20 protein-coding genes are annotated in these 20044 nt (G+C 68.6%); 15 read left to right on the forward strand and 5 right to left on the reverse strand.

Translation table 11 applies throughout. From position 1 onward, the window contains the following. Positions 1 to 8: 8 nt before the first annotated feature. Genes E4M01_RS00725 through E4M01_RS00745 form a run of 5 tightly spaced genes read left to right on the forward strand, consistent with a single transcriptional unit; the run spans position 9 to position 3883 of the window. Positions 9 to 1172 carry a chain-length determining protein gene (locus E4M01_RS00725; RefSeq protein ID WP_135066677.1) on the forward strand — a complete coding sequence of 388 codons (1164 nt, stop codon included), beginning with the start codon at positions 9 to 11 and terminating at the stop codon, positions 1170 to 1172. Beyond that, on the forward strand, positions 1172 to 1849 hold the full coding sequence (locus tag E4M01_RS00730; protein ID WP_135066680.1) for an ABC transporter ATP-binding protein: 678 nt from the start codon (positions 1172 to 1174) through the stop codon (positions 1847 to 1849). Before E4M01_RS00725 ends, E4M01_RS00730 begins: the two co-directional genes overlap by 1 nt. Beyond that, entirely contained in the window at positions 1846 to 2685 is an 840-nt protein-coding gene (locus E4M01_RS00735) for a hypothetical protein (RefSeq protein WP_135066683.1), read from the forward strand. Before E4M01_RS00730 ends, E4M01_RS00735 begins: the two co-directional genes overlap by 4 nt. 27 nt (positions 2686 to 2712) lie before the next feature. Then, positions 2713 to 3459, forward strand: a complete 747-nt coding sequence (locus E4M01_RS00740; protein WP_135066686.1) for a ribonuclease — start codon at positions 2713 to 2715, stop codon at positions 3457 to 3459. A gap of 46 nt (positions 3460 to 3505) precedes the next feature. After that, positions 3506 to 3883 carry a hypothetical protein gene (locus E4M01_RS00745; protein ID WP_135066689.1) on the forward strand — a complete coding sequence of 126 codons (378 nt, stop codon included), beginning with the start codon at positions 3506 to 3508 and terminating at the stop codon, positions 3881 to 3883. Positions 3884 to 3991: 108 nt separating this feature from the next. Here the strand turns inward: E4M01_RS00745 and E4M01_RS14200 are convergent, their stop codons facing one another. From E4M01_RS14200 to E4M01_RS00760, 3 genes are all read right to left on the reverse strand, one after another. Then, positions 3992 to 4966 (reverse strand): hypothetical protein, encoded by a 975-nt coding sequence (locus tag E4M01_RS14200; protein ID WP_167765467.1) that lies wholly within the window; start codon positions 4964 to 4966, stop codon positions 3992 to 3994. An 87-nt stretch (positions 4967 to 5053) separates the two neighbouring features. Next, on the reverse strand, positions 5054 to 5821 hold the full coding sequence (locus tag E4M01_RS00755) for an ABC transporter permease (RefSeq protein ID WP_135066694.1): 768 nt from the start codon (positions 5819 to 5821) through the stop codon (positions 5054 to 5056). After that, entirely contained in the window at positions 5818 to 6771 is a 954-nt protein-coding gene (locus tag E4M01_RS00760; RefSeq protein WP_135066697.1) for an ABC transporter ATP-binding protein, read from the reverse strand. Before E4M01_RS00760 ends, E4M01_RS00755 begins: the two co-directional genes overlap by 4 nt. Before the next feature lie 116 nt (positions 6772 to 6887). Between E4M01_RS00760 and E4M01_RS00765 the strand changes: the two genes are divergently transcribed. Next, positions 6888 to 7469 (forward strand): biliverdin-producing heme oxygenase, encoded by a 582-nt coding sequence (locus E4M01_RS00765; RefSeq protein WP_135066700.1) that lies wholly within the window; start codon positions 6888 to 6890, stop codon positions 7467 to 7469. Beyond that, complete coding sequence (locus tag E4M01_RS00770; RefSeq protein ID WP_135066703.1) at positions 7457 to 9625, forward strand: histidine kinase dimerization/phosphoacceptor domain -containing protein; 2169 nt, start codon at positions 7457 to 7459, stop codon at positions 9623 to 9625. The genes E4M01_RS00765 and E4M01_RS00770 overlap by 13 nt, the downstream gene beginning before the upstream one ends. 1 nt (position 9626) lies before the next feature. On the opposite strand, the gene E4M01_RS00775 is transcribed toward E4M01_RS00770, so the two are convergent. Both E4M01_RS00775 and E4M01_RS00780 read right to left on the reverse strand, forming a co-directional pair. After that, entirely contained in the window at positions 9627 to 10235 is a 609-nt protein-coding gene (locus E4M01_RS00775; RefSeq protein WP_135066706.1) for a histidine phosphatase family protein, read from the reverse strand. A 46-nt stretch (positions 10236 to 10281) separates the two neighbouring features. Next, a complete protein-coding gene (locus E4M01_RS00780) occupies positions 10282 to 11202 on the reverse strand; it encodes a histone deacetylase family protein (RefSeq protein WP_135066709.1) in 921 nt (306 codons plus the stop codon). A 55-nt stretch (positions 11203 to 11257) separates the two neighbouring features. Between E4M01_RS00780 and E4M01_RS00785 the strand changes: the two genes are divergently transcribed. The 8 genes from E4M01_RS00785 (at position 11258) to flhA (ending at position 20012) form a co-directional block, all read left to right on the forward strand. Further along, positions 11258 to 11785, forward strand: coding sequence for a GNAT family N-acetyltransferase (locus E4M01_RS00785; protein ID WP_135066712.1), 528 nt, complete (start codon positions 11258 to 11260; stop codon positions 11783 to 11785). 91 nt (positions 11786 to 11876) lie between these two features. Continuing rightward, positions 11877 to 13508 carry a flagellar basal-body MS-ring/collar protein FliF gene (gene fliF / locus E4M01_RS00790; protein ID WP_135066715.1) on the forward strand — a complete coding sequence of 544 codons (1632 nt, stop codon included), beginning with the start codon at positions 11877 to 11879 and terminating at the stop codon, positions 13506 to 13508. Positions 13509 to 13522: 14 nt separating this feature from the next. Then, positions 13523 to 14545 (forward strand): flagellar motor switch protein FliG, encoded by a 1023-nt coding sequence (gene fliG, locus E4M01_RS00795; RefSeq protein ID WP_135066982.1) that lies wholly within the window; start codon positions 13523 to 13525, stop codon positions 14543 to 14545. Between the two features lies 1 nt (position 14546). Beyond that, the gene (locus E4M01_RS00800) at positions 14547 to 15200 is read left to right on the forward strand and encodes a flagellar assembly protein FlbE (protein ID WP_135066718.1); all 654 of its coding nucleotides are present in this window, start codon (positions 14547 to 14549) and stop codon (positions 15198 to 15200) included. Next, positions 15200 to 15529 carry a flagellar motor switch protein FliN gene (fliN, locus tag E4M01_RS00805; protein ID WP_371682907.1) on the forward strand — a complete coding sequence of 110 codons (330 nt, stop codon included), beginning with the start codon at positions 15200 to 15202 and terminating at the stop codon, positions 15527 to 15529. Before E4M01_RS00800 ends, fliN begins: the two co-directional genes overlap by 1 nt. A gap of 42 nt (positions 15530 to 15571) precedes the next feature. After that, positions 15572 to 16987, forward strand: a complete 1416-nt coding sequence (locus E4M01_RS00810) for a sigma-54-dependent Fis family transcriptional regulator (RefSeq protein WP_135066721.1) — start codon at positions 15572 to 15574, stop codon at positions 16985 to 16987. A 2-nt stretch (positions 16988 to 16989) separates the two neighbouring features. After that, entirely contained in the window at positions 16990 to 17907 is a 918-nt protein-coding gene (gene bla, locus E4M01_RS00815) for a class A beta-lactamase (protein WP_135066724.1), read from the forward strand. Then, a complete protein-coding gene (gene flhA / locus E4M01_RS00820) occupies positions 17904 to 20012 on the forward strand; it encodes a flagellar biosynthesis protein FlhA (protein WP_135066727.1) in 2109 nt (702 codons plus the stop codon). Before bla ends, flhA begins: the two co-directional genes overlap by 4 nt. Positions 20013 to 20044 lie beyond the last annotated feature (32 nt).

The following is a 20044-nucleotide window of genomic DNA, read 5'->3' on the forward strand; positions in this document are numbered from 1 at the left end:
GGGATTTCATGACTGATCCGCAGCTGAACTACGTCGGGCCGATCCCAAAGGCCCTGACGCATGACCGCAAGCCCAAGCCCTGGTGGCGTCGCGTGCCGTGGCCGATACTTCTGGTCGTCGGCCTGCCCACCTTTCTGGCGGCGATCTACTTCCTGCTGGTGGCTTCCCCGCGCTACGTATCGGAAGCTCGGTTCATCGTGCGCAGCGTGAACGGCCCGCAGATCTCCCCGATCGGCGTGGCGCTTCAGGGGGTGGGGCTCAGCCCGGCTCAGACGGACGCCTACGCCGTCCACGATTACGTCCGATCCTCAGAAGGCCTGCGCGATCTGCGGCGTCGCTTCGACATGCGCGCCATCCTGGGTCCCAGTAGTGCGGACATGTTCAGCCGCTATCCGCGCCCAGGCGAGAGTTTGTCCGAAGAGAGCATGCGCAAGGCGCTGCACCGCTTCGTGACCGTGGGCTACGACTCGACGACCGGCATCAGCACGCTGCGCGTCGAGGCGTTTCGTCCGGAAGACGCCCGTGCGGTCAACGCGACCCTGCTCTCCGGCGGCGAACAACTCATCAACCGGCTGAACGACCGCTCGACCGCGTCGGCCATCGCCGAGGCTGAAAGCAACCGCGATCTGGCCCAGACGCGCGTCGCAGAGGCCCAGCAGCAGCTGGTCGCATTCCGCAATCGCGAGCGTTTCCTGGACCCCGTCGTCGCCGCTACCGAGTCGGCTGAGTTGATCGGGGGCCTGACGTCCACCCTGGCCCAATTGCGAGCCGAGAGAGCGCTGTTGGCGGCCGAGGCGCCGCAGAGCCCGCAGCTGCCCGCCCTGGACGGCCGCATTCGGGCCTATGAAACGCAAATCGAGACCGAACGGGCGAAAATGGCCGGCGATGCGGATTCTCTGGCGCCGAAGCTGAGCGTCTATGAAGATCTGGTCCGCGCCCGCGAATACGCCGAACGCGAACTGGCGCAGGCGTCGACCGCCTTGGTCACCGCGCAGCAGGAATCCCGCCGGCAGCAGCTCTATCTCGAGCGGGTCGTTCAGCCCAACCTGCCCGACGAGGCCATCGAGCCGCGTCGGTGGCTGGCGGTTCTGACCGTGTTCCTGGCTTCGTTTCTGGCCTACGGCGTGGGCTGGCTGATCTGGGCCGGCGTCCGCGAGCACAGGCAGCACTGATGGAGGCGGCCGTCGCACAGTCGATCGGCCTGAGCGTTGAGGGGGTTTCCAAGGCCTACCCCCCTTCGACGCGCCGCATCTTCAAGGACCTCAGCTTCAACTTGCCCCGCAGTGGACGGCTGGCGCTGCTTGGGCGCAACGGCCAAGGCAAGACCACCCTGATCCGGCTGCTCGGGGGCGTGCAGAATCCGACCGAAGGCCGCATCCGCTGGATGATGTCGCCTTCCTGGCCGATCGGTTTCGGAGGCGGGTTTCAGGGGAGCCTGACGGGGTCGGACAACGTCCAGTTTCTGGCGCGTCTCTATGACCGGGATTACAAGGAGCTGTTGGCCCGCGTGGATGATTTCGCCGAGCTGGGCCGGTCGCTGCGCCAGCCCGTCAAGCACTACTCCTCGGGCATGCGCGCGCGGCTGGCCTTCGGCCTGTCGCTGGCCATCGAGTTCGACTGCTATCTGATCGACGAGCTTGTGGCGGTCGGGGATGCCCGCTTCCAGCAGAAGTGCCGAGAAGAGCTGTTCGAACGACGGGGAGACCGCGCCTTCATCCTGGCATCGCACAGCCCGGAACTCATTCGTGAACACTGCGACCGCGCGCTCATCCTGGAGAGCGGCAAGGCCAAGCTGTTCGACGACATCGAGGAGGCGATCGAAATCTACACCTGGCTTCGCGCCGCATGAGCCCTTCGCCAGTCCTCACGATCGTCCTGCCGCCGTCGGTGGTGGGCCAGAGTTGGCGCGACGCGGTCGAGAAGGCGGCCGTCGACCGTCATGCGTCCGTCGACGTCGTGACCCAATGCCCCGACGTCAGCGCAAGCGGCGGCGCCCTCATCATTATCGAGCAGCCCAGAACCCTCTGGCGAAGCTTCCAGGACCAAGACCGAGACGCCAAGCCTCGGGATGTGCTCACCAAGGTTTCGTCGCTTCTGGCGGAGACCTCTCAGGCTGTCGCGAACGGAGCGGACACGCGCGCCGCAGAGGCGCTGAGCCACGCCATGGGCGAACTCGGTTCGGTCTCCCGCGCGCCAGCGGCGATCGAGGCTGTCGACGACCCTGCGCTTGATTTCTATTCAAACCAGCCTCCGGCGATCGGAGCCTCCGCCTATTGGGGCGTCCAGCATTTCTCCTACCCTGTGGGCGGCGGGTTCGACGGGGGCGGACCCGACATGGACCTGACCGGGCGGTTTCGAATTCTGGTCCATGGCCCCTACATCGTCCTGCCGCCGGGCCTCTGGCAGGTCGAGGCGCAGTTCGAGGTCGATCCCGAACGCGGCGTCACTCGGCTGCGGTTCGAATGGGGCGTCGGCGATGACCTTGATATCGCGTCAGTCCAGATCGACAGGCCGGGCGTGTATTCCATGGCCCTGACGCGCCTCTGGAGCGTGGCTGGCCCTGCCCAGCTCCGAATCTGGTCCGAGCACGCCGCCTTCCAGGGGCATATGCGCTTCAAGGGCTGCTTCATTAGACGCCTGCCCGATCCGCACCCGGCCATGGACGCAGGCTCCGCGGCGCCTTAGGGCGTCGGCCGCCGCTCGAGGTCTGGAATGCGCCACGTCTTCGTCAGCCTGATCGCCCTGGCCGTCGCGGCCTGCGACGCCCATTCTCCGACGCCCACTCCGGCGACGGCGATCGAGGTCTGCGCGGCGCCCGCCGACCTGCGGGCGCCGCGCCCCTACCAAGTCCCTGCGGACGAGGTGGTGGACCATGTGCCGACCGCCTACCACCTGTTGGCCGTCAGCTGGTCGCCGCAAGCGTGCCGAACGGGCGCGGGCTATCCGGACGCTCGGCATCAGTGCGGCGCCAACCAATTTGGCCTGACGCTGCACGGCCTGTGGCCCAACGGCGCGGTCGGCCAGCCCTATCCCCGTTACTGCAATCCCGATGCGGCGCGGGAGTCGCTGAGGATCGAGACCGTGAGGCGTCATTTCTGCATGACGCCGTCACCCGAACTGCAGCAGCACGAATGGGCCGCGCACGGCACCTGCGGCTGGGACACCCCCGAGGCCTATTTCGCCGACGCCGCGAGATTATGGAATGCGCTTGAACGGCCGGATCTGGAAGCGATTCCGGCTGATCGGTTAACCGCCGGCGCCATCCGCCGCGCGTTCGCCGAAGCCAACCCCGGCCTGTCGGAGAGGTCAGTCATCGTGTCGGCGGCCGACGGATGGTTCCGCGAGGCGCGCCTCTGCTACGGCCTGGACGACCGCTTCATCCCCTGCCCCGGCTCGCTGGGCCCGTCGGACGCTACGCCCTTGAGGCTGGCCGCGCGCGGGACAGCAACGCGCCGTTAACCGAAGGGGAGCAGCCTTCGCCTTCCGACCCGGAGCGCGCGTCATCATGTCCACGGTCCTGACCCAGAGCTATCGCCGTCAGCGTGACCATTTCGAGCCGAGCGACATCGATCCTCAGGAGCAGCGCCGTCTAAGGGGCCTGCTGGAGCAGATCGACTACGCCGCCTTCGTCGCCAACCGAGAAGTGATCGGCCAGACCCTGTCGGGTGTCGGACCTGAGAGTTTCCAGAAGCTGGCGGTGCTGACGGCCACGGCGCGGGCGAAATGGTCGGCAGAAGCTCTGCGGCTGGCCCACTCCGGCGCGCCAGTTACGCCGGACCAGGCCGCCCGCCTGACAGCCTTCCGCACCGCCTATGAAGAGCTGTCCGAAGCCTATGAGGCCCTGCGACGCTTGGTCGAGCGCGGCTACGTCGTCCTGCCCTGAGGCGGTCGAGATCGCGCGGCAATAAGCCGGGACTGGGATTCCGTCTGACTTCAAACCTCCGTCGCCCTCGGGCTTGCGCCGAGCGTGTCGGGGCTAAAGGTTCACGACCTAATCCAGCGGCGGCGGCCGCGTGATGATGGGCGCGTTGGGATCTGTCTGAGGCGGCCGCGCGGGCGTCGGCGCCGGACCGGCGGGCGCGGGCGCGATTTCGATCAGGGGCGCGGTCTGAATGGCCGGCGCGGGCGCTTCGGCGGCCGGCGGTTCAGGCTGCGGTTGCTGTTGCTCGGCCGCCGGCCGCGGCGGCTCCGCCCGCGTCGGGGCCGGCGTCGAAGTCGTCGCGCTGGGCGTCGGAGTTGAGGTCGCGGTGGGCGCCGGTGCGGCGGCCGGGGTGTCAACCGAAGCGAGGACTTCAGGCGCAGGCGTCTCGGCCGGGGTAAGCGCGGGCGCGGCTTCGACGAGCGGCGTCTCGACCGCTGCGGGGGCGACATCGGCGTTGTCAGGACGGGTCAGCAGCAGGGCGCCCAAGGCCACCACCACCGCGCCGACACCCATGGCGGCGTAGACCGGCGCACGGCTGCGGCGCGCGGGCTTGCCGGCGTAGGCGGGCGCGACAGGCGCCGCGGCGGACGGCGCGCGCGCGGCTTCTCGGCTGGGGGCGGCATCGGACAGGAAGGCCGGCTCTCGGACCGCCTCAGGTGCGAGCGCGACCGGCGGGGCCGTGTCCGCGATCGGCGCCGGAGCGTCGGGCTCGACGGGTGGCAGGGGGCGCGGGGTGCGGTCGACCGGGGCGGAGGCGGCAGGCGCGGACGGGCGGACCTGAGCCGGCGTCGGGGCGGACGGTTGAGGCGCGGGCGGCTGCGGCGCCGGCGCGGGTGTCGGCAGCGCCTGCGGAATGAGAGAGCCCCTCAGGATCGAGGCGGCCGGTCGCGCGGGCTGAGGCTGGCGCGAGGGTGGCTCGGGCAGCGGCGGCAGCGGCTCGCCTCTTGAGGTCTTACCGCTGGGCAACGGCCCCGCCCGGAAGGCGGTCTGCGGCGGGCGGCCCCACTGGACCGGGCGGCGGGCGAAGGGAGTGTCGTCGGACATCGGCTCTCTGGGATCGGGCGTCTGGCGGCGAAAGGCCTGCGAAGATGGCGGCACCGTGGCGGTCGACTGGGGCCGCTTGATGACGGATCAGGCCTTGAGTCGATAACCCGTCTTGAAGATCAGGCCCACCACCGCCAGGCAGGCGAAGAAGAAGCCCAGCGTGGCCAGCAGGCTGATCGCCACCCCCACGTCCGACGTGCCGTAGAAGGCCCAGCGGAAACCCGAGATCAGATACACCACCGGGTTGAACAGGGTCACCGTCCGCCAGGGCTCGGCCAGCATGTCGATCGAATAGAAGGCTCCGCCCAGAAAGGTCAGCGGCGTCACGATCAGCATGGGGATGAATTGCAGTTGCTCGAAGCCGTCCGCCCAGACGCCGATGATGAAGCCGAACAGGCTGAAGGTCACCGAGATCAGGATCAGGAAGGCCATCATCCATAAGGGGTGCAGGATCTGCAGCGGCACGAAGAAGCTGGCCGTGCCCAGGATGATCAGCCCCAGCACCGCCGACTTGGTCGCCGCCGCGCCGACATAGGCCAGCACGATCTCCAGCGACGACACGGGCGCGGAAAGGATCTCGTAGATTGTGCCGGTGAACTTCGGAAAGTAGATGCCGAACGAGGCGTTGAAGATCGACTGGGTGAACAGGCTGAGCATGATCAGCCCCGGCACGATGAAGGCGCCGTAGGGGACGCCGTCCACCTCCTGCATGCGGCTGCCGATGGCCCCGCCGAAGACGACGAAATACAGGGCCGTGGTGATGACCGGCGTGACCACCGACTGCCACAGGGTGCGCAGCGCACGCGCCATCTCGAAGCGGTAGATGGCCCAGACTCCATAGGCGTTGAAGCTCATCGAGCGGCCTCCTGAGCCTGCGGTCGGCCGTTCTGATGCACCAAGCCGACGAAGATGTCCTCGAGCGAGCTCTGGCGGGTGTTCAGATCCTTGAAGCCGATGTTCAGTCCCTCGAGCCGTCGGATCAGGCCGGGCACGCCGGTGTCCTCGGCGTTGGCGTCAAAGACGTATTCCAGCTCGCCGCCATCGGCCTTGAGCGCCGGCTTCCACTCCGCCAGTTCGGCGGGAATGGCCGCCAGCGGCTCGGACAGGTTCAGCGTCAGGGTCTTCTTGCCCAACTTCTTCATCAGGGCGCGGGTCTCTTCGACCAGGATCAGCTCGCCCTTCAGGATGACGCCCACCCGGTCGGCCATCTCCTCGGCCTCCTCGATGTAGTGGGTTGTCAGAATGATGGTGACGCCGCGCTCGCGAAGGCGACGCACCATGGCCCACATGTCGCGGCGCAGCTCCACGTCCACCCCGGCGGTGGGTTCGTCCAGGAACAGGATGTCCGGTTCGTGGCTCAGAGCCTTGGCGATCATGACCCGGCGCTTCATGCCGCCCGAAAGGGTCATCATCTTAGAGTCCTTCTTGTCCCACAGGCTCAGGTCCTTGAGCAGCTGTTCGATGAAGGCAGGATGGGGCGCTTTCCCGAACAGGCCGCGCGAGAAGGTGACCGTGGCCCACACCGTTTCGAAGGCGTCGGTGGTCAGCTCTTGCGGCACAAGACCGATGCGCGACCGGGCCTGGCGGTAGTCGCGGCGGATGTCGAAGCCGTCGGCCGTGACCGTGCCGGTCGAGGCGTTGACGATCCCGCAGACGATGGAGATCAGCGTGGTCTTGCCGGCGCCGTTGGGCCCCAGCAGGGCGAAGATCTCGCCCTTGCGGATGTTCAGGTCCACGCGCTTGAGCGCCTGAAGGCCGGACTTGTAGGTCTTGGTCAGACCTTCGATGGCGATGACCGACTGCATTTGCCCTCCCCTACGACTGCGGCGCCCCGTCGCAGACAGGCCATCAGATAGGGCGGCGAAGCCTCGCGCTCAAGGCGGCTCGCTTTTCGTCGACGGCATGCAATAAAATAGCGCCAATGGCCCAGCCTCAGATCATCGAACTCCTTCGCACGCAGACCGGCGCAGCCCACCAGGCGCTGGAAGACGGGATCGATCTGGAGCGGCGGCTGGATCAAACGACGGGCCGGGTCGCCATTGTGCGCGGCTTTCATCAGCTGCACGCCGCCGCCGAGGCGGTGCTGGCGCCCTGGCTGGCTTCAGTCGCCGGTCTGGATTTCGCCGGACGCCGGCGTGCGCAGACAGTCTGCAATGATCTGAAGGCGCTGGGTGCGAAACCCGGTTCCCAGGCCAGGCCGCCCGTGATCGACAGCCTCGGCCGGGCGCTTGGCTGGTTCTATGTGCTGGAGGGATCTTCGCTGGGCGGACGGACCATCCACAAGGGGCTCACGACGCGGGGCCATGACCTGACCGGCCTGTCCTTCTTTGATCCTTACGGTGAGACGGTGGGCGCGCGATGGCGGGATTTCGTCGCGGTGCTCGACCGCGAAACCCAATCCGGCCAAGCTCGTTCTGAAGACATCGTCCAGGGCGCCTGCGAAGCCTTCGCCTTCGCCCATAGTCTGCTCGCCGCGCCCAAGGAAGCCGCATGTCCGCCGTGATGGAGCCTTTGGGCGCGCAGGATGCGCCCGGTGTTGATCTGACCGGCTGCGACCGCGAACCCATCCACATCCCCGGCGCCATCCAGCCGCATGGCCTGATGCTGGTGGTCGACGACCAGCATCAGGTGATCCAGGGCGCTGGCCGCATCGAGGCGCTGACCGGGCGCACGGACTGGGTGAACGCGCCGTTGGAGGGCGTTCTCGACATCGACATCGCCAAGGCGCTGCACCGGCTCGATGGGATCGCTGAGACAGGTTACCTCGGCCGTTGGCGGTCCCGCGAGCACCTGGACTATGACGTCATCGTCCACCGCGCAGGCGATCTGCGTCTGATCGAGGTGGAGCAGAGCTCCCAGTCCGCCTTTCTTGGCGTGGAACTGCTGTCGCGTCTGGACGCCGCGGGCGCCGCCCTGGAGAGGGCGGCCAGTTCGTCGGCCCTGTGCGAGCGCGCCGCTGACGAGTTCCGCAGCCTGACCGGCTTTGACCGGGTGATGATCTACCGTTTCCTCGACGACGACGCAGGCCGCGTGCTGGCGGAATCACGCACCGAGGGCATGCCCTCGTTCCTGAACCACCACTTCCCGGCTTCGGACATCCCCAAACAGGCGCGGGCGCTGTATCTGCGTAACACGGTGCGGGTGATCCCGGACGTGCTCTACACGCCCCAGCCGCTGCGACCTGAGCGCGAGGGGCCGCCGCTGGACATGAGCGACTGCGGCCTGCGCAGCGTGTCTCCGGTGCATATGCAGTACATGAAAAACATGGGCATCCGAGCCACCGCCTCGGTCTCCATCGTGATGGACGGCGTGCTTTGGGGTCTGGTCGCTTGCCACAGCCGTCGGCCGCAGTTGCTGACCTATGAGCTGAGGGTTGCGTGCGCGACCCTGGCCCGCGGCCTGGCTCGCCAACTGAAGGCCAAGGGGGACGCCGAAACTTTGCGCGAGCGCCTACGCCTGCGGTCCCAGGAAGATGAGCTGATGGCGGCGATGCCGCTGGACATGCCGATCAGCGATGCTCTTTCTCGACGAATCGGTGATTTGATCAGCCTGGTCGACGCCGACGGCGGGGCGGTGGTGCGCGGATCAAGAGTGTCGACCCAGGGGGTCTGTCCGCCGGACGCAGCGGTGTCCGAAATGGCGCGCTGGGTCGCGGACCGCCGGGATCCGCGCCCGATCTTCACCCACACTCTGGCGGCCGTCCACGCCCCGGCCGGAGACTGGGCGGACAAGGCCAGCGGCCTCCTGGCCTTCGTACTGCCGAGCGAGGAGCCGACGGTGGTCATGGCCTTCCGCGCCGAGCAGGTCGAGACGGTGCGCTGGGCCGGGGATCCGCACGCGGCGATCAAAGACGGGCCGGACGGCGCCCTGACGCCGCGCCGGTCCTTCGCTGACTGGGCAGAAACGGTTCGCGGCCGCAGCCGCCGCTGGCGTAATGCCGAGGTGGAAGCCGCCGCCCGTTTGCGCGACGCCCTGATGGACCTGACGTCGGTGCGCAGCCTGCGCACCCTGAACCGAGCGCTTCAGGAAAGCGTCGCCGATCGGGACAGCCGGCTGCGGCAGCAGGACTTCCTGCTTCGCGAGGTCAACCACCGGGTCCAGAACAGCCTGCAGCTCATCTCCAGCTTCCTGGCGCTGCAAGCCCGCAGCCACGGCGAAGGCCCGGCCTCCGACGTTCTGCACGAGGCGCGCCGTCGCGTTCGCGCCGTGTCGCTGGTGCACAGCCGGCTCTATCGCTCGGATCAGTTCGAGACGATCGACCTTTCGCGCTATTTCGGCGAGTTGATCGACGAGATGGGGCAATCGATGGGCCCGGAGTGGGCCCGGGCCTTCACGCTGGACCTGTCGCCCATCTGCGTGGAGACCAGTCGCGCCGTGACCTTGGGTCTGGTGCTGACCGAGTTGATCATCAACGCGCAGAAGTACGCCTATGACGGGGAGGCCGGACCGATCCAGGTCACCCTGGAGGAAGAGCGCGCCAGCCTTCGGCTGATCGTCGAGGACGAGGGACGCGGCGGGCATAAGGCGGGCGAAGGCTTCGGCTCGCGCATGATCGAAAGCCTGGTCGGGCAGCTGGGGGGCGCGCTGGAGTATAGGTCCGCCAAGCCCGGCCTGCGCGCAGTCGTCAGCGCGCCGATCGCATCGGCGGCCCTCGCCTAGGTCAGCGCTTCACGAAGCGCCGCTGAGACCAGTATCTGAAGCCCTGATTGTGCGTCAGCCGCCAGCCGCGCGCCTTCAGGCGGCGTCCGACCATATGGTTGAAATAGCCGTGCGCCAGCACCAGCACGTCCTGGCCGGCCTCGGCGCGGGCGATCAGCAGCGCGGCGGCCTGATCGGCGCGCACCTCGGCTTGAGCGCGGGTCTCCTGGCCCTCGTGGTGGTTGAAGGCGTGCCACCAGAAGCGCGACACCACCCCCCACCAGCGCGGCGACAGCTTCAGCCAGTTCGGTGCCTTGGGCGGCGGCAGCGGCGCCTCGATGAACAGAGCGTCGCTCATCACCTCGCGTCCGGCGGCGACGGCGGCGGCGGTTTCCTGGGCGCGGCGCCTTGTCGAGGCGTAGATGGCGCCCGCACCCTCGGCCGTGGCCAACAGCTCAGCCGGCGGTGTCTGGCCGGCCAGCAGGCCGCCGACCTCATAGCGCCCCCACCAGTCTCGATACTGGGCCGAGGTCATGGTGCATTTGCGCGAAAGCGCCGGCTCGCCATGGCGGGCCAGCACGATGGCGCCGGGCTTGGCGGTCGAGGATGCGGAGACGCTGGGGGACGACATGGCCAACGGACGAAACGGAGGCGAAACCTCGCCGCTCTGACGTCCTTCAGTCCTCCCCGAGAGCCCGAACATGGGCGGCGGCCGAACGGCCCAGCCCTTCAAGGTCGTAGCCGCCCTCCAGCGAGGCCGCAACCTTTCCTGCGCACGTCGCGCGCGCCACCTCGACCACGGCGCGCGTGGCCCAGGCGAAGTCCTCGGCCTCCAGCGACTGATGCGCCAGCGGATCGCGCCTGTGAGCATCGAAACCGGCCGAGATCAGGATCAGGTCGGGGCGGAACGCCTCCAGCCCCGGCATCAGCCGGCCGGAAAAGGCCGCCCGCCATTGTTCGCGCGCGACATGCGGCGCAACCGTGGCGTTGACGATATTGCCCACGCCCGTCTCCGACTCCGCGCCGGTGCCAGGATAAAGGGGCCATTGGTGGATGGAGGCCAGGAACAGGCTGTCGTCCGCCTCGAACGCCGCCTGGGTGCCGTTTCCGTGGTGCACGTCGAAATCCACCACCGCCACCCGCGCCATCCCCTCGGCCTGAGCCACGCGCGCGGCGACCGCGACGCTGGAGAACAGGCAGAAGCCCATGGCCCGGTCCGGCTCGGCATGGTGGCCGGGCGGGCGCACGGCGGCGAAAGCGCGGGTCGTTTCGCCCCGCGCGATGGCCCGCACGGCGTCGATCGCCGCCCCGGCCGCCAGGCGCGCGGCCCGCACGCTGCCGGGCGACAGCACGGTGTCGGCGTCGAGCGCCGCCATGCCTTGAGCGGGCGAGGCATCCAGGATGCGCCGCACATGGTCGGCGGGATGAACGCGCTCCAGATCGGCGACCGACGCCTCCTGCGCCAAGCGACGGTCGGCGCCCAGGCCGGCGTCGTCCAGGGCGTCGATCACCGCCTTCAGCCGCTGAGGCCGCTCGGGGTGGCCGTCGCCGGGCCGATGGTCGACCATGTCGGGATGGGTGAACAGCGTGGCGCTCATGCCCCCGACAATAGGCCGGTTTCGGGCCATTCGTCTGCATCCTATAAGCACGCGCATGACCGACGCCCTGATCCGCCCCGCCCGCCCAGACGACGCCGAGGCCCTGGGTGTGCTCGGGCGCCAGACCTTCATCGACACCTTCGTGGAAGGCTTCGGCATTCCCTATCCCGCCGATGACCTGGCCGCCTTCCTGGACGCGTCGTTCAGCCCGGCGGCGACCGCCTCCAAGCTAGCCGAGCCGGGCGCCGCCTGGTGGGTGGCCGAGCGCGACGGCGAGTTGCTGGCCTTCGCCAATACGGGGCCCAACACCCTGCCCCATCCCGACGCCCGACCCGACCACGCGGAACTGCGGCGTCTCTATGTGTCCAAGTCCGCACAGGGCCTGAGCCTGGGCACGCGTCTTCTGACTGTGTCGCTGGAGTGGATGCAGGCGCACACCACCGGCCCGCTGTGGATCGGCGTGTGGAGCGGCAACCTGAAAGCCCAGAAGCTTTACGCCGCACACGGCTTCTTCAAGGCCGGCGAGTATCAGTACCCGGTGGGCTCCTGGCTGGATGACGAGTTCATCCTGCGCAGAGGTTAGCGCGTCCCTTAACGCGGCGTTTACCACGCGGGCGGCAGTTTCTGCCTAGCGGGTCGATCTGGTCCTCCCGCCAGTTCGGGGCGGGGTGCGCGTGGGCGGCTTCACGGCGGCGTTGCAGAGATTCGGGATCGGCCGCTTGGCGGCGGTGCTGGGCGTCGCCGCGGGCGTCGCCGCAGTGCTGGTCGCCGTCATGCTGCGCATCGGCCAGGCGCCCGACGCCCTGCTCTATTCCAACCTCGACCTGCGCGAGGCCGGCGAGATCACGTCGTCGCTCGAGCAGTCCGGCATCAAATATTCCACGCGCGGCGACGGTTCGACCATCATGGTCAACCGCGACGAGGTCGGCAAAGCGCGCCTGATGCTGGCCGGCAAGGGGCTCGTGACCTCCGGTTCGGTCGGCTACGAAATCTTCGACAACCAGTCGGTTCTGGGCCAGACCGAATTCCAGCAGAACATCGCCGAACAGCGCGCCCTGCAGGGCGAGCTGGCCCGCACCATCCTGTCGATGCGCGGCATCACCTCGGCCCGCGTGCAGATCGCCATGCCGCGCCGCGAGCTGTTCCAGACCGCCGCCGCCGATCCGACCGCCGCCGTCGTGGTGGGCGTCGGCGCGCGCGAGCTGAGCCCTGATCAGGTCAACGCCATCCGCAACGTCGTCGCCTCGTCGGTGCCGAACCTGAAGCCCGAAAAGGTCACCGTCACCGACACCGCCAACCGCACCCTGGCGGCCGGGTCGGACGGACAGAGCTTCAACTCGGCCACCGCCGAGACCGCCAAGGCCAACACCGAGGCCCAGATGCAGGCCCGCATCAAGGACCTGGTCGAGGGCGTCGTCGGCGCCGGGGCCGCGCGCGTCACCGTGGCGGCCGACATCGACCATAGCCGCTCCACCACTCAGGAGCAGCGCTTCGACCCCGACGGCCAGGTCGTCCGCTCGACCTCGACCAACGGCTCGCAGAGCCAGGACACCTCGGGCATGGCCGACGGCGGCGCGACCGCCACAAACAACATCCCGGGCGGCGAGGCGCCCACCGCGACGCCGCTGGGCTCGACCCGCAACGACAACACCGAGACCACCAACTACGAGATCTCCAACACCACCACGACCACGGTGAAGGAGCCCGGCGAGGTGCGGAAGCTGTCGGTTTCGGTCGCCGTCGACGGCGTCTGGACCCCGCCCGCCGAGGCCGGCGGCGAGCCGACCTATGCGCCGCGCTCAGAAGAAGACATGACCCGGATCAAGAGCCTGGTCGCCGCCGCCGTCGGCATCAACACCGAGCGGGGCGACACGCTGGAGGTCATCAATGTCCGCTTCAACCGCGAGGCCCTGCCGGGCGGCGCGTCGGAGGCGGCGGGCCTGCTGGACGGCTTCACCAAGAACGACATCATGCGCGGCGTCGAACTGGCCGTGCTGCTGATCACCGGCCTGCTGCTGATCTTCTTCGTCCTGCGGCCGCTGCTGAAGACCGCGTCCGGTGCCGGCGGCGTGCCAGCCCTGGCGGGCCCCGGCGGCGGAACCATGCAGGTGACCTCTCTGGAGACCACCATGGTCGGCGGTCAGCCGCAACTGACGGCGCCCAAGTCCGAGATGGAGCAGCGGCTCGACATCGCCCGCATCGAGGGGCAGGTGAAGGCCTCGTCCATCAAGAAGGTGGCCGAGTTCGTCGACAAGCACCCCGAGGAATCGACCGCGATCCTGCGCAGCTGGGTGCATGAAGGCTGATGGCGGCGCGGCTGATCAACAAGAAGCCGGCGGTCGAGGACGCCAGGAAGCTGACGGGGCCCGAGAAGGCCGCCGTCATCCTGCTGTCCCTGGGCGAGGACCACGGCAAGCTGTGGCAGAACCTCGACGACGACGAGGTCAAGGAAATCTCCCAGGCCATGGCGGGCCTTGGCACGGTCAGCGCCAGCGTGGTGGAGGAGCTGCTGATCGAATTCGTGTCCGGCGCCGCCGGTTCGGGCTCGGTCATGGGCAGCTTCGAACAGACTCAGAAGCTGCTGGCCGCCTTTATGCCCGGCGACCGCGTCGAAGGGCTGATGGAGGAGATCCGCGGTCCAGCCGGCCGGACCATGTGGGACAAGCTCGGCAATGTGAATGAGGCCGTCCTCGCCAACTATTTGAAGAACGAGTATCCCCAGACGGTCGCGGTCGTCCTGTCCAAGATTAAGCCCGAGCACGCCGCCCGGGTCCTGACCGCCCTGCCCGAGGACTTTGCCCTGGAGTGCGTCCAGCGCATGCTGCGCATGGAGCCGGTGCAGCGCGAAATCCTGGATAAGATCGAACAGACCCTGCGCACCGAATTCATGTCGAACCTGGCCCGCACCTCCAAGCGCGACAGCCACGAGATGATGGCCGACATCTTCAACAGCTTCGACCGCCAGACCGAAGCGCGCTTCATCGGCGCCCTGGAGGAACGCAACCGCGAGGCGGCGGAGCGCATCCGCGCCCTGATGTTCGTGTTCGAAGACCTGTCCAAGCTGGACCCGGGCGGGGTGCAGACCCTGTTGCGCGCGGTCGAGAAAGATCAGTTGGGCCTGGCGCTGAAGGGCGCGTCGGAATCGCTGCGCGAAATGTTCTTCTCCAACATGAGCGAGCGCGCGTCGAAGATCATGCGCGAGGACATGGAGTCGATGGGGCCGGTGCGTCTGAAGGACGTGGACACCGCCCAGATGGCCATGGTCCAGGCCGCCAAGGATCTGGCCGCCAAGGGCGACATCATCCTGGCCGGCTCGGGCGCCGACGACGAGTTGATCTACTGACATGACCCAGCCGCTCAATAGCCGCCCGTTCGCCTTCGACACAGAGTTCGACGCCCTGGGCGTGATCGTCGCCGCCTCCAGCTTCCGGCCGACCAAGCGATCCTACTCGCCAGCCGAGGTCGACGCCCTGGTGGCCCAGGCCCGCGCAGAGGCGCGCGAACAGGCCCTGGCCGAGTCCGCAGGTCTTCAGGCCATGGCCCTGTCGACGGTCGCCCAGTGCGTGTCCGAATCCGCCGCCGCCCTGGCCGCCGTCTCCGAGGCCCACCGCGCCCAGTCGGCGCAACTGGCCATGGCCTGCGCCCGCATCGTCGCCGCCGCCGCGCTGGATCGACTGCCGACCGGGGCTCTGACAGCCGCGCTGGAGGCGCTGGGGCAGGAGATCGACGCCTCGCCGCGTCTGGTCGTGCGCATGGCCAGTCTGAACGACGACAGCCGCGCCGCCATCGAGCGTCAGTGCGCCGACGCCGGCTTCACCGGCTTGGTCGCCTTCCGCGACGAGCCCGGCCACCCGGCCGCCTTCCAGCTGGAATGGTCAGACGGCCGCGCCGACTTCGCGCCCGACGAGGCCTTCGCCCGCATGTCCGCCGCCTTGACCGCCGCCCTCGCGGCCGAAGCCGGCCACGCCGAAAATCTGAACGAGCCGGGAACAGTCTGATGTCCGACGCCATGTCTCTCGAGGAGTTCTCCGACTCCAACGCCCTGACCACCCCAGACGAGGGCGGCGAAAAGTCCGCCACCGACCTGGCCACCGTCTTCGACGTGCCGGTCAACATCTCGGCGGTGCTGGGCAAGTCGCACATGTCGGTCGCCCAGTTGCTGAAGCTGAACCGCGGCTCGGTGCTGGAGCTGGACCGCAAGGTGGGCGAGGCCATCGACATCTTCGTCAACAACCGTCTGGTCGCGCGCGGCGAGGTGGTGGTGGTCGAAGACCGCCTGGGCGTGACCATGACGGAAATCATCAAGACCGAGGATTCCGGCGCCTGATCGGCCGCCGTTTCTCCGGACAGGACTTAGAGGAGAAGACCCATGCGGCTTCTGGTGGTTGGCAGGCTCAGCGGACAGCTGGCGACGGCGGTGAAGATGGCCATGGCCCACGGCGCCAAGGTGCAGCACGTCGAGCGCGGCGATCAGGCGACCGAACAGCTGCGCCGCGGCCAGGGCGCCGACCTGCTGATGGTCGACTACCGCGTCGACATCGCCGCTTTGATCGCGGCCAACGACGCTGAACGCATCCATGTGCCGGTCGTGGCCTGCGGCGTGGACGCCGACGCCGCCGACGCCGCCGGGGCCATCCGCGCCGGCGCAAAGGAGTTCATCCCCCTGCCGCCCGAGGCGGACCTGATCGCTGCGGTGCTGTCGGCCGTGGCCGACGACGAGCGGCCGATGATCTCCGCCGATCCGGCGATGAAGGCCGTTATCGGCCTGGCCGACCAGGTCGCGCGGTCCGAAGCCTCCATTCTGATCACCGGCGAAAGCGGCGTCGGCAAGGAGGTGATGGCCCGTCACCTGCACACCGGCTCCAAGCGTGCGGACAAGCCGTTCATCAGCGTCAACTGCGCGGCCATTCCCGACAACCTGCTGGAATCCGAACTGTTCGGCCACGAGAAGGGCGCCTTCACCGGCGCCGTGGCCCGCCGCATCGGCAAGTTCGAGGAAGCCGACGGCGGCACCCTGCTGCTGGACGAAATCTCCGAAATGGACGTGCGCCTGCAAGCCAAGCTGCTGCGCGCGATCCAGGAGAGGGTCATCGACCGCGTGGGCGGGACCAAGCCGGTGCCGGTCAACATCCGCATCATCGCCACCTCCAACCGCGACCTGGCCAAGTCGGTCGCCGAGGGCGCGTTTCGCGAAGACCTGCTGTACCGGCTGAACGTCGTGAACCTGCGCCTTCCGGCCCTGCGCGAGCGGCCGGGCGACATCGCCGTGCTGGCCGATCACTTCGTCAAGAAATACGCCGCCGCCAACGGCGTGCCGGTCAAGCCGATCTCGGCCGAGGCGCGGCGCGCCCTGATGGGCCACCGCTGGGCGGGCAACGTCCGCGAGCTGGAGAACGCCATGCACCGCGCCGTCCTGTTGGCGGTCGGACCCGAGATCGACGTCGAGGCCATCCGCCTGCCCGACGGCCAGCCCCTGCTGAACAGCGGCCCGGCGCCCGCCGCCTCCGGTTCGGTCGGCGCGGGCTATGACGCCGGCCCGGCCGGCCGCGCGGCCCAAACCGCCGACGCCCTGTCGCGCGCCCATGTCGGCCAGACCGTGGCGCAGATGGAGAAGACCCTGATCCTGGACACGCTGCAGCACTGTCTGGGCAACCGCACCCACGCGGCCAACATCCTGGGCATTTCGATCCGCACCCTGCGCAACAAGCTGAACGAATACGCCGACGAGGGGACCGCCATCCCCGCCCCTCAGTCCGGCGTCGCCGCCTCTGGCTACGCGGCCTGACCATGCCCCCCCGCGCGGACCGCAGAAGCGTCCTGTTCGCCCTCTCCGCCCTGCCGTTCGCCGGCGCAGGCCTGACCGCCTGCGCGCGCGCCGAAACGGCTGCGCAGGTGCCTGACGCCGCGCCCGAGCGGCTGGACCTGTCCGCGCTCGAGACCCGCCCCGGCGACCGCCTGGGCTTCGCGGTGCACGACCTGGCCTCGGGCCGTCGCCTGGCCTGGCGCGGCGAGGAACGGTTCGTCTACTGCTCAACCTTCAAGATGTATCTGGCCGCCGCGACCCTGCTCCGCGTCCAGGCGGGCGAGGAACGTCTCGACCGCGCCATCGCGATCACCCGCGCGGACATGATTAACCACGCCCCGACCACCGAACCGGCGGTGGGTTCGACCCTGACCGTCGAACAGTTGATGAAGGGCACGGTCGAGCTCAGCGACAATCCCGCCGCCAACATCCTGATCCGCGAGATGGGCGGCCTGGACGCCCTGCGCGCCTTCTATCTCGGCCTGGGCGACGACAGCACCACCGTCGACCGGCTGGAACCCGAGATGAACCGGCTGGACGGCGACAAGGACACCATCCAGCCGCTGCAGTCCGCCGCCAACATCCGCCGCCTGCTGGTCGATAGCGACACGCCGCTGAACGCGGACTCCAAGGCGCGGCTGATGCGCTGGCTGATCGACACCCCGACCGGGACGAACCGGATCAAGGCGGGCGCGCCGCCAGGCTGGACCGTCGCGCACAAGACCGGCACCGGCGGGTACGGCCCGGTCAACGACATCGGCCTGATCCAAACCCCTGGCCGGCCGCCCATCGTCATCGCCGCCTATTTCCACGGCGCGCCTGGCGGGTCGGACGCTGCCGGAGAGGCCGCCATCGCCGAGGCGACACGCCGCGCGCTGACCGCCCTGGGAACGCCCGCATGACCGACGCCGTGCTGATGAAGGACGGCATGGCGCGCCCCTCGGGCAAGGATGTGCGCGGCTGGCTGCTGCGCGGCGAGGTCGCCATGGCGGTGGGCGTCATCGGCGTCATCCTGCTGCTGATCCTGCCGATTCCGAAGTTCCTGCTGGACGTGCTGCTGGCGCTGTCGCTGACCTCGTCGGTGCTGGTGCTGATGACGGCGGTTGCGATGAAGCGCCCGCTGGATTTCGCCATCTTCCCGACGGTGCTGCTGGTCACCACCCTGTTCCGTCTGGGGCTGAACCTGGCCTCGACGCGCCTGGTGCTGACCCACGGCCACGAGGGCCACGGCGCGGCCGGTCAGGTGATCCAGGCGTTCGGCGCGCTGATGATGGGCGGCAGCTTCATCATCGGCCTGATCATCTTCGCCATCATCCTGGTGGTGAACTTCGTGGTGATCACCAAGGGCTCGACCCGCATCGCCGAGGTCTCGGCCCGCTTCACCCTGGACTCCATGCCGGGCAAGCAGATGGCCATCGACGCCGACCTGTCGTCGGGCCTGATCACCGAGGACCAGGCCAAGCTGCGCCGCAAGGAGCTGGAGCAGGAATCGACCTTCTTCGGCGCCATGGACGGCGCCTCCAAATTTGTGCGCGGCGACGCCGTGGCCGGTCTGATCATCGTCTTCATCAACATCATCGGCGGCATGCTGATCGGCGTGATGCAGCACGGCATGAGCGCCGGCGACGCCGCCAACGCCTATATTCAGCTGACCGTCGGCGACGGCCTGGTGACCCAGGTGCCGGCCATCATCATCTCGATCGCCGCCGGCTTCCTGGTGTCGAAGGCGGGCGTCGAAGGCTCTGCTGACAAGGCGCTGGTCGCGCAGCTGGCGACCAACCCGGTGTCGCTGGGCGTGGTGTCGGCCGCGTCCGGCCTGATCGGCCTGATCCCCGGCATGCCCCTGCTGCCGTTTGCCGCCCTGTCGCTGGGCACCGGCGTGCTGGCCTGGCGGCTGGGTCGGGCGCGGCTCAAGCCTCAGCCGACCGAGGCGGAGATCGCCGCCGCCAACGCCCCGCCCAAGGAGGACGTCGAGGAGCCGATCGGCACGGCGCTCGCCATCGACGAGGTCAAGATCGAGCTGGGCTATTCGCTGCTGGCGCTTATCAACGACCTGGAGGGCCGCCGCCTGACCGATCAGGTCCGCGCCCTGCGTCGCTCGCTGGCGCAGGAGTACGGCTTCGTCATGCCATCCGTGCGCATCCTGGACAATATGCGCCTGCCCAGCCAGGGCTACGCCATCCGCATCAAGGAGATGGAGGCCGGCGCCGGAGAGGTCCGCCTGGGCTCGCTGATGGCCATGGACCCGGCAGGCCGCCAGGTCGAACTGCCGGGCGAGCACACCAAGGAGCCCGCCTTCGGCTTGCCCGCGACCTGGATCGACGAATCCCTGCGCGAGGACGCCACCTTCCGCGGCTACACCATCGTCGATCCGTCGACGGTGCTGACCACGCACCTGACCGAGATCCTGAAGGAGAACATGGCCGACCTGCTCTCCTACGCCGAGGTGCAGAAGCTGCTGAAGGAGCTTCAGGGCGAGGAGAAGAAGCTGGTCGAGGAGCTGATCCCCTCGGTCGTCACCGTCACCACCCTGCAACGCGTGCTGCAGTCGCTGCTGCGCGAAAAGGTCTCGATCCGCGACCTGGCCTCGATCCTGGAAGGTTTGGCCGAGGCGGCGCCGCACACCTCGTCGGTCACCCAGCTGGTCGAGCACGTCCGCACCCGCCTGGCGCGTCAGCTGTGCTGGCAGCACAAGGGCATGGACGGCGCCCTGCCCATCGTCACCCTGTCGCCCGAATGGGAGCAGGCCTTCGCCGAGAGCCTGGTCGGCCCGGGCGAAGACAAGCAGCTGGCCATGGCGCCGTCACGGCTTCAGGACTTCATCCGCTCGGTGCGCGACGTGTTCGAGCGCGCCGCCATGTCGGGCGAGACCGGCGTGCTGCTGACCAGCCCCCAAACCCGCCCCTACGTCCGCTCGATCATCGAGCGGTTCCGCGGTCAGACGGTGGTGATGAGCCAGAACGAGGTGCACCCCCGCGCGCGTCTGCGCACCATCGGGGCGGTCTGACTGGACAAGCCCGACGCGCCCCGCCAAAGCTT

Source organism: Brevundimonas sp. MF30-B, from assembly GCF_004683885.1.
Lineage (GTDB): Bacteria > Pseudomonadota > Alphaproteobacteria > Caulobacterales > Caulobacteraceae > Brevundimonas.

Coding starts and splice junctions, on each gene's coding strand:
- E4M01_RS00730 (WP_135066680.1), top strand. CDS start 1,172: ATGGAGGCGGCCGTCGCACAGTCGATCGGCCTGAGCGTTGAGGGGGTT.
- flhA (WP_135066727.1), top strand. CDS start 17,904: ATGACCGACGCCGTGCTGATGAAGGACGGCATGGCGCGCCCCTCGGGC.
- E4M01_RS00800 (WP_135066718.1), top strand. CDS start 14,547: ATGACCCAGCCGCTCAATAGCCGCCCGTTCGCCTTCGACACAGAGTTC.
- E4M01_RS00735 (WP_135066683.1), top strand. CDS start 1,846: ATGAGCCCTTCGCCAGTCCTCACGATCGTCCTGCCGCCGTCGGTGGTG.
- E4M01_RS00785 (WP_135066712.1), top strand. CDS start 11,258: ATGACCGACGCCCTGATCCGCCCCGCCCGCCCAGACGACGCCGAGGCC.
- E4M01_RS00780 (WP_135066709.1), bottom strand. CDS start 11,202: ATGAGCGCCACGCTGTTCACCCATCCCGACATGGTCGACCATCGGCCC.
- E4M01_RS14200 (WP_167765467.1), bottom strand. CDS start 4,966: ATGTCCGACGACACTCCCTTCGCCCGCCGCCCGGTCCAGTGGGGCCGC.
- E4M01_RS00765 (WP_135066700.1), top strand. CDS start 6,888: ATGGCCCAGCCTCAGATCATCGAACTCCTTCGCACGCAGACCGGCGCA.
- E4M01_RS00725 (WP_135066677.1), top strand. CDS start 9: ATGACTGATCCGCAGCTGAACTACGTCGGGCCGATCCCAAAGGCCCTG.
- bla (WP_135066724.1), top strand. CDS start 16,990: ATGCCCCCCCGCGCGGACCGCAGAAGCGTCCTGTTCGCCCTCTCCGCC.
- E4M01_RS00740 (WP_135066686.1), top strand. CDS start 2,713: ATGCGCCACGTCTTCGTCAGCCTGATCGCCCTGGCCGTCGCGGCCTGC.
- fliN (WP_371682907.1), top strand. CDS start 15,200: ATGTCCGACGCCATGTCTCTCGAGGAGTTCTCCGACTCCAACGCCCTG.
- E4M01_RS00810 (WP_135066721.1), top strand. CDS start 15,572: ATGCGGCTTCTGGTGGTTGGCAGGCTCAGCGGACAGCTGGCGACGGCG.
- E4M01_RS00755 (WP_135066694.1), bottom strand. CDS start 5,821: ATGAGCTTCAACGCCTATGGAGTCTGGGCCATCTACCGCTTCGAGATG.
- E4M01_RS00760 (WP_135066697.1), bottom strand. CDS start 6,771: ATGCAGTCGGTCATCGCCATCGAAGGTCTGACCAAGACCTACAAGTCC.
- E4M01_RS00770 (WP_135066703.1), top strand. CDS start 7,457: ATGTCCGCCGTGATGGAGCCTTTGGGCGCGCAGGATGCGCCCGGTGTT.
- E4M01_RS00745 (WP_135066689.1), top strand. CDS start 3,506: ATGTCCACGGTCCTGACCCAGAGCTATCGCCGTCAGCGTGACCATTTC.
- E4M01_RS00775 (WP_135066706.1), bottom strand. CDS start 10,235: ATGTCGTCCCCCAGCGTCTCCGCATCCTCGACCGCCAAGCCCGGCGCC.